Below are 12,635 nucleotides of genomic sequence, written 5' to 3'. Positions count from 1 at the left end.
GCCGGGGTGTCGGGTCGCCGGGGCGGGGCGGGGCGGGGCGGGGCGGGGCGGGGTTGGCGGGTGCCTTGTGGGGGTGGGCTGTGGCATCGTGATCCGCGTGCGGATCTTGCTCGTCGAGGATGAACAGCGGCTTGCCGAGGCGCTGCGAGGCGGGCTGAGTGCTGAGGGTTATGCCGTTGATGTTGCGCACAATGGGCGGGATGCCTTGTGGCTTGCCGGTGAGCACCCCTATGCCGCCATCGTGCTCGACATCATGCTTCCCGGACTGAACGGCTATCGGGTCTGCCGGCGGCTTCGGGAAGAGGGGAACAGCACACCCATCCTCATGCTCACCGCCAAGGATGGTGAGGACGACGAGATCGAGGCGCTGGACACCGGCGCCGACGACTTCCTGCCCAAGCCCTTCTCCTACGGCGTGCTGCTGTCGCGGCTGCGGGCACTCATCCGGCGTGGCGGCGCCACCCGGGCCGGTGTTCTCAAACTGGGCGACCTCGAACTCGACCAGGCCGGGCGGACCTGCCGACGCGGAACCGCCGACATCACGCTCACCGGCAAGGAGTTCGCCCTCCTCGCCTACCTCATGCAACGGCCCGGCCAGGTCGTCACCAAGGCCGAACTGGTCGACAACCTCTGGGACTTCGCCGCCTCCGCCACCGCCAACCTGGTGGAAGTACACGTCAGCGCGCTGCGGCGGAAGATCGACCTGCCGTTCGGGGTCGAGACCATCCGGACCGTCCGCGGCGCCGGCTACCACGTGGTGACCGCGGGCGCCTGACCGCCGGCGCCGGTCACCGGTAAAGGGGAGCGGGCCCCTGCCGCGACGCGACAGGAGCCCGCTCGGGCGGGATGGCTCAGGCGAGGACGGAGTCCAGCGGCGTGTGCGGCAGGTCGTGGGCCACCGCGACCGGGCCGTTCGTCAGCGCGCCGCCGTGCGTGTTGAGACCCTTGGCCAGCGCGGCGTCGGCCTGCAGCGCGGCCTTCCAGCCGTGCTCGGCCAGCTGGACCGCGTAGGGCAGGGTGACGTTCGTGAGACCGTACGTCGAGGTCCGGGGCACCGCGCCCGGCATGTTCGCCACGCAGTAGAAGACCGACTCGTGCACGGTGTAGGTCGGCTCGTCGTGCGTGGTCGGGCGCGAGTCGGCGAAGCAGCCGCCCTGGTCGATCGCGATGTCGACGAGCACGCTGCCCGGCTTCATCCGGGCCACCAGGTCGTTCGAGACCAGCTTCGGCGCCTTCGCGCCGGGCACCAGCACCGCGCCGATGACCATGTCGGCCTGCAGCACGGACTCCTCGACCGAGAGCCGGTTCGAGGTCACCGTGCGGATGCGGCCGCCGAAGTCGTTGTCGATCTGGCGGAGGCGGTCGACGTTCGTGTCCAGGATCTCGACGTCGGAGCCGAGGCCGAGCGCGACGCGGGCGGCGTTGAGGCCCGCGACACCGCCGCCGATGACCACGACGCGCGCCGGGTGCACACCGGGGATGCCGCCGGGCAGGACACCGCGCCCGCCGCTCGGCTTCATCAGGGAGAACGCGCCGACCTGCGGGGCCAGCCGGCCCGCGACCTCGGACATCGGGGCGAGCAGCGGCAGCGCGCCGCTCGCGGTCTGCACCGTCTCGTAGGCGATCGCGGTGGTGCCGGCGGCCAGCAGCGCGTCGGTCAGCGGCCGGTCGGCGGCGATGTGGAGGTAGGTGAAGAGGACCTGGTCGCGCCGGAGCCGGCCGTACTCCTCGGCGACGGGCTCCTTGACCTTGAGGACGAGCTCGCCCTCGGCCCAGGTCTCCGCGGCGGTGGCGAGGATCTTCGCACCGGCGGCGACGTACTCCTCGTCGGTGATGGACGAACCCACCCCGGCGCCGGTCTCGACGAAGACGTCGTGCCCGCGGCCGACCAGCTCGTGCACCCCGGCCGGGGTCAGCGCGACCCGGTATTCGTGCTTCTTGATCTCACGGGGAACGGCGATACGCACGGTCGGCCTCCTGGGTCGGTCTGCGTCCGGAATCGGTGCGGTGTTGCCACTCACGGTGAGCCACCCGGACGGCGGTGTCATCGTGCTGAACGGACAGTTTACGGCGGTATTCGTAGTGCTGTGCGAACAAGCTCCTTGACCTCGACTTCACTTGAAGTTGCACCGTTGCGGCATGCGTGCGGTGTGGTTGAAAGAGTTCGGTGGTCCGGAAGCCCTCGTCCCGGGGGAGGCGCCGGATCCGGTCCCCGGGCCGGGCCAGGTGCTGGTGGAGGTGGCGTTCGCGAACACGACGTTCGTGGAGACGCAGTTCCGGGCCGGTGCACCGGGGCCGTTCCGGGCCGCGCTGCCGGTCATCCCGGGCAACGGCGTCGGCGGCGTGATCAGCGTGGTCGGCGCGGGGGTGGACCCGGGGCTGGCGGGGCAGCGGGTGGTGACATCGACGGGCGGGTCCGGCGGGTACGCCGAGCGCGTCGCGGTGGACGCGGCGGCGGTGTTCGAAGTGCCCTCCGCGCTGCCGCTCGACGCGGCGGTGGCGCTCCTCGCGGACGGCCGGACGGCGACCGGCTTGGTGCACGCGACCGGCGTGCGCCCGGGCGACCGGGTCCTGGTCGAGGCGGCGGCGGGCGGCGTGGGCGGCCTCCTGGTCCAGCTGGCGAAGGCGGCGGGGGCCACGGTGATCGGCGCGGCGGGCGGGCCGGCGAAGGTGGCCCACGTCCGCGGGGCCGATTCGGTGGTCGACTACCTACGGCCGGATTGGCCGGCTTCGGTGGGCCCGGTGGACGTCGTGTTCGATGGCGTGGGCGGGGCGATCGGCACGGCGGCGTTCGGGCTGGTGCGCCCAGGCGGGCGGATGGCGGTGTACGGCCTGGCCGGTGGCTCGTGGGCGGAAGTGTCCGAAGAGGACGCTGCGGCGCGCGGCGTTTCGCTGGTGCGGTCGATCGGGTCGCCGTCGGACCTGCGGGGGTTCACGGAATCGGCATTGGCCGCGGCGGCGGCCGGGCGGCTGGTGCCGGTGATCGGCCGGCGCTTCCCGCTGGAGAAGGCGGCGGACGCCCACGCGGCGATCGAGTCGCGCGCGACGGTGGGCAAGACGTTGCTGGTCACATGATCGACGACTTCCTGGCCCGGCCGCTCACGGCCCGGGTGGCGACGGACGGCCCGACGGTCCGGCCGGTCTGGTACCTCTGGGAGGACGGCGCGTTCTGGATCCTCAGCGGCCCGTGGTCCCGCCTGCCGGCGCTCCTGCGCGAGCGGCCGCGGATCGCGCTGACGGTGGACGTCTGCGAGCTCGGCACCGGGGTGGTCGTGCAGGTGCTGGCCCGTGGTGAGGCGGAGGTGCGGCCGTTCGACGTGGCGCGCGGGCGGCGGAAGCTGGTGCGGTACCTGGGGGCCGACGAACAGCGGTGGGATCCGCGGTTCCGCGAGTACCTGCACGGGGACGTCGGCGCGGTGTGGGTGCACCTGCGGCCTTCGCGGCTGGTGATGCAGGACCTCAGCTACCGAGTGCCGGAAAAGCCGTGAAGGCCCCCTCGAAGAGCTCGAGAAGGCCTTCACGGGTTCCGCCGCGGGAAGACGGAGAACTCAGGCGCGGTACGCCGACCACGCGCTGTTCATCCGCGTGGCCTGGCCCGCGGTGAACTCGTACATGCAGCTGTCGTAGCTGTAGTCCATGAAGTTGTGGACCGGGTCCTTGCCCGTCGACGAGCAGGTGTCCTTGTTCGCCGGGCAGCCCGACGTCGCCGTCGCTTCGGCCGGGGTGTCCGACACGTAGTCGCCCGAGCCGGAGCAGCCGCCCTGGAACGTGTGGTAGAGGCCCATCCAGTGGCCGACCTCGTGCGTTGCCGTGTCGCCCTCGTTGTAGTTCGTCGCCGAGCGGCCCGGGAGGGACTCGTCGAGGATGACCACGCCGTCCAGCTTCGGCTGGGAGCTGTAGTTCGACGGGAACGTCGCCCAGCCGAGCAGGCCGCCGCCGAGGCTGGCCGTGTAGATGTTCAGCGCGTTCTTGCCGCCCTTGCGCAGCGCGTTCTTCATGTTGCGCTCGGCCGAGGTGCCGTCGGTGATGCCGTTGTACCAGGTCGAGTTGTTCGTGTAGTCGGTGCTGACCAGCGAGAAGCTGAAGCCGCTCGACGCGTACGCGCTGTTCAGGACCGAGATCTGCTTGCTGATCGTCGACGCGGGCAGGTTGCCGGTCGAACCGCTGGTGATCACGTGGAAGTACACCGGGATCGACACCGCGGCCGCGGCCTGGGCCGAGAACGCCGTGCGCTTGCCGGCGAGCTTGCTCTGCAGGTCCGCTTCCATGCGGGCCGCCTCGGCCGGGGACACCGTGTCGGCGTGGCCGTCCTTGCTGCGGTCCGCGGCGTGGGTGGGGGTGAAGCAGTCGCCGCTCGGCGCCGCGACGGCGCTTCCGGCTCCTGCGGCCGGGACGGCCAGGGCGACCAGGGAGAGTGCGGACACCGCACCCACCTTGACGGCCCGGCCGAACCGCTCCGAACTGCTCATGGACGAACTCCTCTGCCACGACCCGGCTACCCCGGGTGGTCAGGAGAAAATGCGGCACGCGATCTTCGAAATCCACCGTCTTTCGGCGGGAAAAGACAATCGGAACGATCGGCGCGATCCATGCGGAGTAACGCATAAGTCCCACGTTGGGCCGAATGGCCCATCAGCTCCAGCGCGCGGCCACCAGCTGGGTCAGCAGCGCCAGCCGGACGTCAGGGTCGTCGAGGTCCAGCGGCACCAGTTCGAGGAGCTTCCGCATCCGGTACCGCAAGGTGTTCGGGTGGATCCGCAGCTCCCGCGCCGCCGCCCGCGGGTCGCCGGCGTGCCGCAGCCACTCGTAGAGCGTCTCGACGTAGCCGGCCCGGCCCGATTCGTCGTGCGCGCGCAGGGCGCGCAGCGGGCCGAGGTCGGCGACCCGCGCCGCGGCCGCCGCCGTCGCGCCGCGGTGCAGGGTCAGCGCCGTCCAGGCCTCGTCGAAGGCGATCACGCGCTCGGCCAGGATCTCGGCGCGCAGCAGGCCCAGGGCTTCGTCGGCCTGGGCGCGTGACGCCGAGAGATCTCCGATCCCGCCTGGTGCGCCCGCCGCCGCCCGCGGGGCCCCGCCGCGCCGGGACGCCGGTTGCAGCGCCAGCGCCTGCCGCAGCTCGGCCCAGCCACCCGGACCCGGCCGGTCCGGCACCACGGCGTACAGCAGCCCGCCGAGCTCGGTCGCCACCGGGCGGCTGCCGATGCCCTGGGAGATCCGTTCGAGCAGGGCGAGCCGCAGGCCCTCGGCGTCGCGCCCGTCGCCGCCGGTGACCTCGATGACGACCACGCGGTGCGGCTCGTCGGACAGGTCCAGCTCCGCCATCGCCTTGCGCGGGTTCGCGTTGCCTTCGAGCACCGCGCGCAGCAGTTCGGCCGACGCGCGCCGCTGCGCGTCGGTGTGCGCGCGGCGCCGCAGCAGGTGCAGCGCGACGACCGGGGCGGCGTCGGCGAACGCGGCCGCGCGCTCGTCGGACACCGGCCCGGCGACCACCGCCCACATCGAGCCGAGCAGCTCGCCGCCCATCCGGATCGGCACGATCAGCCGGGGCAGCGTGCCGTCGCGCTGGGCCGGGACGAAGATCGTCTGCCGGCCGCGCGACAGCTCGCGGAACACCCCGCGCGACCGGAACCGCGCGAGGACGTCGTCGGGGATGCGCCGGCCCATGATCGTGGCCACGCGGGCCGGGTCGGTCAGGTCCTGGCGCGCGGAGTAGGCGAGCACACGCGAGTTGGTGTCCTCGATGGTCACCGGCGCGTCGACGACGCTCGCGACGGCGTCGGCCAGCCGGAACAGGTCACCGGAGCCCGGGTCGAGGTCCTCCGACTCGTCGGCGAGGGCGTCGAGGACGGTCCGCAAAAGCCAGACGAGCTGCGCCCACGACGTCGCGGCGTGCACCTGGACCAGCGCGATCCCGCTGGCCTTCGCGGCCCGCTTGACCGCCGGTTTCGCGGCCAGCGGCGGCTTCAGCAGCACAGCCGCGGCGCCCTGCCCGGCGCTCCGCTTGACGAGATCGGCGGCGTCTTCGGGCCCGGTCGTGGCCACGCCGAGCACGAGGTCGCCGGCGGACAGGGTGAGCGCCCCGCCGGGTTCGGCGATCACGACGTCGGCGACCGCGGGCGAGTCGTCGGGCACCTGGAGCGCGTGGAGCAGCGTCGGCCCCACCCGGTCGACCACGCTCCGCACCGAAACCACAAGAGCATTCTCGCCGAGAAACCTGTGGACGGCTCGGTAGGGTCGCCGGGGCGGGCGACGCCGGGCGGGGCGTGGGAAGCGGTTACGGCGGCGTGGCGCGCAGTGGCACGGCGAGCAGGGTGACCCGCCCCACTGTCCTTTCCGGACGGCGGCGCCGCTTCCCCGCCGCGGGTGAACGGTGGCCGGGGCCTACCGGGGTGGCGGCGGGCGGACGCGCCACCCCGGCAGGCGTTCCGGGGGTCAGAGCTCCAGGCTCTTGACCACGCGGCGCGCACCGGCGAGGAGCATGCCGATGTTCACCGATTTCGGGCAGACCACGACCGCGACCACGTCGGCGTTCTGGTTGTTGCGGACGAACAGGTGGGTCAGGTTGGCGCTGTTGACCAGGATCTCCTGGAAGTAGTGCTCACCGCTGGCGATCCCGCGGCGCTCCTTGAAGATGTCCTCGATCATCACCACCGTGCGGCCCTGGAACAGGTCGAGCGTCGCCCCGGCCAGCAGGTCCAGCACTTCGGGCGGGTGGGCGTCGGTGGTCTCGACGGCCAGCAGCATGCCGGTCGCCAGGTCGACGACGCCGGAGGCCAGGCAGTCGGGCACCTCCTTCCGCATCCGCTTCACCATCAGCTCCATCTGGTCGGACAGGGTCTGGCCTTTGCCCAGCACGGCGGTTCTCCTTCTTCGGGGGTTGGGGTTCAGCAGGCGGGGCGCGTCACGGTGCACGGGGGACGTCGTCGCGGGGCCCGGCCCGGATGCGGTTGAGCAACCGGGGCAGCACCTGCCAGCCGGACGGCCTCGGCGGGGTGTCCCCGGCACCGCTCGCGCCGGGACTGCGGCGCGGGAGGGGCGGCTTCGGGTCCGTGACGTCGGCTGCCGCGCCGGTCTCCGGGGCGCGTGGCCGCAGGGGAGCGAGTGAACCCGTGGTGCCGCCGGGCACTCGGTCGGTGATGGCGAGCAGCCCGTCGCCGACCATCCTGGACACCTCGACCGTCACCGGGAAGACGTTGCGTCCCAAGAGGAACGCGATGTCCCGCGCACAGCGCCGGCCGTCGGCGCGGGTGATGATGGCGCGGCGCGTGCCGCTCAGCGCGGCCGGGTCGGCCCCGGAGACGGCGGCGAGGCGTTCCCGGTGCGGGGACACCGGCGTGGGCAGCGAGGCGAGCGCGTGGAGCCGTCGCGCGGTTTCGGTCAGCAGCCGGTCGGGTTCGATACCCGGGCTGATCGGCAGCGGTACCTCCAACGGGTCGGGGTCGACGGCGTACTCGTCGATGGTCCCCGCGACGATGGCGAAGGCGCCGTCCTGAGCGGCCATCGTGGCGACCAGCCGCAGTTCGGTGCCGCCGATCCCGTGCGGGGCGCCGCCGGCGCGCAGGGCCGCCGACCAGTCCGGCTCGCTGATCCGGCCCGATCGCAGCAGCAGCGCGTCCGTCCCGGGCGCGCCCGGGCTGTCGACCGCCGCCACCGTGCCCTCGCGCAGGTGGACCACGCCGCCGGGGTGGCCGGCGAGGTACAGCGAACCGGTGGTCCGGTCGGCCCGGCACGCGCCCAGTGCACGGGCGAGGAAGCCGAACGAAGACCGGGCTCGGGTATGGCTCACTGCGCTCCTGTGATTTCTCCGAATGCCGGACCCGGCGATCGGTCCCGGGTCCGGGAAGGCGCCGACTCTATTTCATCCCGGTACGGTTTCCCAGCCGGTTCCCCCATTCATCGCAACGGCGGAAAACTCCGGCCGGACCGGCCGGGAGAGCGAAAGAAACCGTCAGGGAGGCCGAAGTTTTCCGTGCTGGCAAGGGAAACCGGCCCCGGTTTCGGAGTGGATCGGACGTGTGGCATCCTCTCGCGATCGACCCGGCGGTTTCGCCGGGAAAGCGCGAGAGGTGGTCGGCTTGTACGGACGTGACGTGGCGGAATGGCAAAAGATGATCGACGAGGGCAAGGCGATTCTGATCGCCCGCGCGGTCGTGGACAGGACGACTTCCTTCGGTGAATTCGCCGCCGCGCTGACCCGGCGGACCGGGGTGGCCGGGTTCGACTTCACCACCAGCGCCGGCCGCGCGAGCATGGCCTACCTGCTCGACCGCATCTCCGAAGCCGCGTTCGACGAGGCGGGCGGGCGGCTGCTCGGCGCGCTCGTCCGGAACCTCGGCGCCGACGACGCCGGGCCCGGCTTCTACCGGCTGGCGGCCGGCAAGGGCCTGGCCGTGCCGCGCACCCGCGGTGGGCGCCAGCTGTTCTGGGCTCAGCACGTGCGTGAGCTGCACGAACACTTCGCCGGGGTCGGCCGGCGGCCCGCCGCGGGATGATCAGGAGCGTGACAGGACGGCGGTCAGGACCCGCCACAGCTCGCCGGCCGGGTCCTCGGCCGGCTCCGGGGACCGCCACGCGACGATGCCATCGGGCCGGACGAGGGAAGCGCCACCCGCCGAAAGACCGTGGCGGGAGACGAAAAGTTCGTCGTCGATCGCGTGGCAGGCGAGGCGGACGTCCAGCTCCGCCGCGACGTCCGCGGCGGCGGGCTGCCACCGCGTGCCGTCGCCCGCGCACAGCAGCACCCACGAGTGCCCGAGCAGGTCCACAGTGGACGCCAGGCCGGGCGACCGGAAGCCGGGCCGCCCGGTCGGCGCCTGCACGTCCTCGACGCGCTCGCCGTCGTCCGGCTCCTCCGAGAGCACCGCCGTCGAGCGGTAGCGGAACGCCAGCAGGATCGCGAGCTGGTCTTCGGCCTTCGTCAGCCCGGAAACGTCGAGGCCGGGGTGCATGCGCTGCTTCATGTTGTGCAGCGAGGTGTCGATGACCATCCGCGCGATCGGCTTCCGCTCGGCTTCGTAGGTGTCCAGCAGCGCCGGGCCCGCTTCGCCGCGCAGCACCGCGGCGAGCTTCCACGCGATGTCCGCGGCGTCGCCGACCGCCGTGTTGCCGCCCATCCCGCCGGTCGGCGGCGTCACCTTCGCCGCGTCGCCGATCAGGAAGACGCGCCCGGCCCGGAACCGGTCGGCGAGCCGCGCGGCGACCTCCCACGAGCCGGTCCAGACGATCTCCGGGTCGAGGTCCGGCAGGTCGGTGGCCGCGCGGATCATCGCGACCAGCCGGTCGTGGGTGAAGTCCGCCGGGCTTTCGCCGCGGTCCGGGAAGTAGTCCGGGGCGAAGACGTACCGGTCCGGCACGTCGGTGCTGACGAACCCGGCGGTGAAGTCCGGGTGCTGCAGGTAGAACAGGTCGGACAGCGAGGGGTGGACGCGGTCGCCGAGGTCGGCGTCGAACACCACGCCGAGGCAGTGGCTCAGCGCGTCCATCCCGGTGGTCCCGATGCCGAGCCGCTGCCGGATCCCGCTGCGCCCGCCGTCGGCGGCGACGACGTAGTCCGCGCGCACCACGGTTTCCTCGCCGGAGTCGCGGTGGCGCAGCGTCGCGGTGACGCCGTCGTCGTCCGGCGTCAGGTGCGTCAGCTCGGTCCGGAACCGCACCCGCGCGCCCGCCTTTTCGGCGTGCGCCAGCAGGATCGGCTCGACGACGTCCTGGCCGGCCATGCCGGCGGGCAGCGTCGTCGCCGCCGAGACGTCGAACTCGCTGCCGTCCTGGACGAGCCGGTGCAGCACGCGGCCGGCCAGGCTGGTCGCGACGGTGATCCGCAGCCCCTGCGACGCCCGTGGGCTCGCTGCCAGCACTTCGCGGTCGATTCCCGCCCAGTGGAACAACTCCATCGTGCGCCAGCTCTGGCCGGCCGCGCGCGAGTGGATCGACGTCCCCGCGTGCCGCTCGACGGTCAGCACGTCCACTCCGGCCTGCGCCAGGAACAGCGATGCCGACAGCCCGCCCAGCCCCGCCCCGACGACCAGCACCTGAACCCGCTCGGTCATGACTTCCTCCCTGCCCGTGAATCTTCCTGTGTTGATATCTTAGACACAAAGATATTCGACCGGCAAGGCAATTTGGCTCCCAGGAGGTGGGAAGGGTTGGGTAGGCCGTTCGGCGCAAGTAGCTTCGTCCCGGCAGCCCTTCCACGAACCCCTTGAGCCGCAAGGAGAAAACCGATGACCGAGACTTCGGCGTGGTCCTTCGAGACCAAGCAGATCCACGCGGGCGCCGCGCCGGACCCGGCCACCGGGGCGCGGGCGACGCCGATCTACCAGACGACGTCGTACGTCTTCCGCGACAGCCAGCACGGCGCCGACCTGTTCAGCCTCGCCGAGCCCGGCAACATCTACACGCGGATCATGAACCCGACCCAGGACGTGCTGGAGCAGCGCCTCGCCGCGCTCGAGGGCGGCGTCGCGGCGCTGGCGTTCGCCTCCGGCTCGGCCGCGACCACGGCGGCGATCCTGAACCTCGCCGGCGCCGGCGACCACTTCGTCTCCAGCCCGTCGCTCTACGGCGGCACCTACAACCTGTTCCACTACACGCTGCCGAAGCTCGGCGTCGAGGTCACCTTCATCGAGGACCAGGACGACCTGGAGCAGTGGCGCGCCGCCGTCCGGCCGAACACGAAGCTGTTCTTCGCCGAGACGCTGGCCAACCCGGGCAGCAACGTCCTGGACATCCGCGGCGTCGCCGACGTCGCGCACGAGGCCGGGGTGCCGCTCGTCGTCGACAACACCGTGCCGACGCCGTACCTGCTGCGCCCGATCGAGCACGGCGCCGACGTCGTCGTGCACTCCGCGACGAAGTACCTCGGCGGCCACGGGACCACGGTGGCCGGCGTGCTGGTGGACGGCGGGACGTTCGACTTCGGCAAGGACCCGGAGCGGTTCCCCGGCTTCAACGAGCCCGACCCGAGCTACCACGGCCTGAAGTACTGGGAGGCGCTCGGCCCGGGCGCGTACGCGGCCAAGGCGCGCGTCCAGATCCTGCGTGACACCGGTGCGGCGATCTCGCCGCTGAACAGCTTCCTGATCCTGCAGGGCATCGAGACGCTGTCGCTGCGGCTCGAGCGGCACGTCTCGAACGCGCAGGCGCTGGCCGAGTGGCTGGAGCAGCGCGACGAGGTCGAGAAGGTGTACTACGCCGGCCTGCCGTCGAGCCCGCACCACGCCAACGCGCAGAAATACCTGCCGCGCGGCGCGGGCGCGGTCCTGTCGTTCGACCTGCGCGGCGGCGTCGAGGCGGGCCGGAAGTTCGTCGACGGCACCGAGCTGCACAGCCAGCTGGTGAACATCGGCGACGTCCGCAGCCTGATCGTGCACCCGGCGTCGACCACCCACAGCCAGCTGACGCCGGAGGAGCAGCTCTCCAGCGGCGTCACGCCCGGGCTGGTCCGGCTCGCCGTCGGGCTGGAGGGCATCGAGGACCTCAAGGCCGACCTCGAGGCCGGATTCCGGGCGGCCAAGGCGGAACTGTGACCGTCACCGGCGCCTGGCGGGCCGGCGACCCGCCGGGCCGCCGGAAGTTCGTCACCGGCCCCGGCGCGCTCGCGCTCGAGGCCGGTGGCGTGCTGCCGTCCTTCACGCTCGCGTACGAGACATGGGGGACGCTGAACTCCGACGCGTCCAACGCGATCCTCGTCGAGCACGCGCTGACCGGGGACAGCCACGCGGCCGGGCCCGCCGAGCCGGGGCACCCGAGCGCGGGCTGGTGGGACGCGCTGATCGGGCCGGGCAAGGCGATGGACACGAACGAGTTCTTCGTCGTGGTCCCGAACGTGCTCGGCGGCTGCCAGGGCTCGACCGGGCCGTCGTCCCCCGATCCGGACGGGACGCCGTGGGGCAGCCGGTTCCCGGTGGTGACCGTGTGGGACCAGGTCGCGGCCGAAGCGGCGCTGGCGGACGCGCTGGGCGTCGGCCGGTGGGCGGCCGTCATCGGCGGGTCGATGGGCGGGATGCGCGCGCTGGAGTGGGCGGTGTCGTTGCCTTCGCGGGTGGCTTCGGTGCTGGTGCTGGCGTCGACCGCGCGGGCGTCGGCCGAGCAGATCGCCTGGGCCGCCCCGCAGCTGCACGCGATCCGCAGCGACCCGGCGTTCCACGGCGGCGACTACTACTCGGCGCCTTCGGGACCGGTGGCCGGGCTCGGCATCGCCCGCCGGATCGCGCACGTCACCTACCGCAGCGAGCCGGAGCTGGCGCAGCGGTTCGGCCGTTCGCCGCAGGACGGCGAAGACCCCCTGCGCGGCGGCCGGTTCGCCGTGGAGTCCTATTTGGACCACCACGCGGCCAAGCTGGCCCGCCGCTTCGACGCGAACAGCTACCTGGTGCTGACGGAGTCGATGAACACCCACGACATCGGCCGCGGCCGCGGCGGCGTGGCGGCGGCACTGGGCCGGGTGACCGCCCGGGCGGTGGTCGCCGGCGTCGACAGCGACCGGCTCTACCCGCTCCACCAGTCGGCGGAGATCGCGGCCGGCATCCCGGGTACGCCGGAGCCGTCGGTGGTGTCGTCGCCCTACGGCCACGATTCGTTCCTCATCGAAACCGGTCAGATCGCCGCCCTGGTGAAGCACCTGCTCGGCTGAGGGAAGC

12 protein-coding genes are annotated in these 12,635 nt (G+C 72.6%); 6 read left to right on the top strand and 6 right to left on the bottom strand.

What is annotated here, in order from left to right; genetic code table 11:
* Nucleotides 1-97: 97 nt before the first annotated feature.
* Nucleotides 98-775 (top strand): response regulator transcription factor, encoded by a 678-nt coding sequence (locus ACWED2_RS02315; RefSeq protein WP_449688602.1) that lies wholly within the window; start codon nt 98-100, stop codon nt 773-775.
* Nucleotides 776-851: 76 nt separating this feature from the next.
* Here ACWED2_RS02315 and ald read toward each other — a convergent pair whose 3' ends face one another.
* Nucleotides 852-1,967 (bottom strand): alanine dehydrogenase, encoded by a 1,116-nt coding sequence (gene ald / locus ACWED2_RS02310; protein ID WP_449688601.1) that lies wholly within the window; start codon nt 1,965-1,967, stop codon nt 852-854.
* A 172-nt stretch (nt 1,968-2,139) separates the two neighbouring features.
* Between ald and ACWED2_RS02305 the strand changes: the two genes are divergently transcribed.
* Nucleotides 2,140-3,075, top strand: a complete 936-nt coding sequence (locus ACWED2_RS02305; protein WP_449688600.1) for a zinc-binding dehydrogenase — start codon at nt 2,140-2,142, stop codon at nt 3,073-3,075.
* Nucleotides 3,072-3,488: a pyridoxamine 5'-phosphate oxidase family protein gene (locus ACWED2_RS02300; protein WP_449688599.1), complete on the top strand. Its 417-nt coding sequence runs from the start codon at nt 3,072-3,074 to the stop codon at nt 3,486-3,488. Before ACWED2_RS02305 ends, ACWED2_RS02300 begins: the two co-directional genes overlap by 4 nt.
* A 60-nt stretch (nt 3,489-3,548) precedes the next feature.
* Here ACWED2_RS02300 and ACWED2_RS02295 read toward each other — a convergent pair whose 3' ends face one another.
* From ACWED2_RS02295 to ACWED2_RS02280, 4 genes are all read right to left on the bottom strand, one after another.
* Nucleotides 3,549-4,469, bottom strand: a complete 921-nt coding sequence (locus ACWED2_RS02295) for a zinc metalloprotease (RefSeq protein WP_449688598.1) — start codon at nt 4,467-4,469, stop codon at nt 3,549-3,551.
* 163 nt (nt 4,470-4,632) lie between these two features.
* Nucleotides 4,633-6,189, bottom strand: a complete 1,557-nt coding sequence (locus ACWED2_RS02290; protein WP_449688597.1) for a PucR family transcriptional regulator — start codon at nt 6,187-6,189, stop codon at nt 4,633-4,635.
* 240 nt (nt 6,190-6,429) lie between these two features.
* Nucleotides 6,430-6,852, bottom strand: a complete 423-nt coding sequence (locus ACWED2_RS02285) for a hypothetical protein (RefSeq protein ID WP_449688595.1) — start codon at nt 6,850-6,852, stop codon at nt 6,430-6,432.
* A gap of 46 nt (nt 6,853-6,898) precedes the next feature.
* On the bottom strand, nt 6,899-7,783 hold the full coding sequence (locus tag ACWED2_RS02280) for a hypothetical protein (RefSeq protein ID WP_449688594.1): 885 nt from the start codon (nt 7,781-7,783) through the stop codon (nt 6,899-6,901).
* A 304-nt stretch (nt 7,784-8,087) separates the two neighbouring features.
* Between ACWED2_RS02280 and ACWED2_RS02275 the strand changes: the two genes are divergently transcribed.
* Nucleotides 8,088-8,489, top strand: a complete 402-nt coding sequence (locus ACWED2_RS02275; RefSeq protein ID WP_449688593.1) for a hypothetical protein — start codon at nt 8,088-8,090, stop codon at nt 8,487-8,489.
* On the opposite strand, the gene rdmE is transcribed toward ACWED2_RS02275, so the two are convergent.
* On the bottom strand, nt 8,490-10,043 hold the full coding sequence (rdmE, locus tag ACWED2_RS02270) for an aklavinone 12-hydroxylase RdmE (protein ID WP_449688592.1): 1,554 nt from the start codon (nt 10,041-10,043) through the stop codon (nt 8,490-8,492).
* Nucleotides 10,044-10,217: 174 nt separating this feature from the next.
* On the opposite strand from rdmE, the gene ACWED2_RS02265 reads away from it, so the two are divergent.
* A complete protein-coding gene (locus ACWED2_RS02265; RefSeq protein WP_449688591.1) occupies nt 10,218-11,522 on the top strand; it encodes a bifunctional o-acetylhomoserine/o-acetylserine sulfhydrylase in 1,305 nt (434 codons plus the stop codon).
* Nucleotides 11,519-12,628 carry a homoserine O-acetyltransferase MetX gene (metX, locus tag ACWED2_RS02260; RefSeq protein WP_449688590.1) on the top strand — a complete coding sequence of 370 codons (1,110 nt, stop codon included), beginning with the start codon at nt 11,519-11,521 and terminating at the stop codon, nt 12,626-12,628. The genes ACWED2_RS02265 and metX overlap by 4 nt, the downstream gene beginning before the upstream one ends.
* Nucleotides 12,629-12,635 lie beyond the last annotated feature (7 nt).

Source organism: Amycolatopsis sp. NPDC005003, from assembly GCF_053600695.1.
The sequence above is the reverse complement of the archived record's forward strand: the minus strand, read 5'-3'. Positions and strand labels throughout refer to the sequence as shown.

Bases quoted from the DNA above. Each gene is read 5' to 3' on its own strand.
- ACWED2_RS02265 (WP_449688591.1), top strand. From the start codon at position 10,218: ATGACCGAGACTTCGGCGTGGTCCTTCGAGACCAAGCAGATCCACGCG.
- ACWED2_RS02300 (WP_449688599.1), top strand. From the start codon at position 3,072: ATGATCGACGACTTCCTGGCCCGGCCGCTCACGGCCCGGGTGGCGACG.
- ACWED2_RS02295 (WP_449688598.1), bottom strand. From the start codon at position 4,469: ATGAGCAGTTCGGAGCGGTTCGGCCGGGCCGTCAAGGTGGGTGCGGTG.
- rdmE (WP_449688592.1), bottom strand. From the start codon at position 10,043: ATGACCGAGCGGGTTCAGGTGCTGGTCGTCGGGGCGGGGCTGGGCGGG.
- ACWED2_RS02305 (WP_449688600.1), top strand. From the start codon at position 2,140: ATGCGTGCGGTGTGGTTGAAAGAGTTCGGTGGTCCGGAAGCCCTCGTC.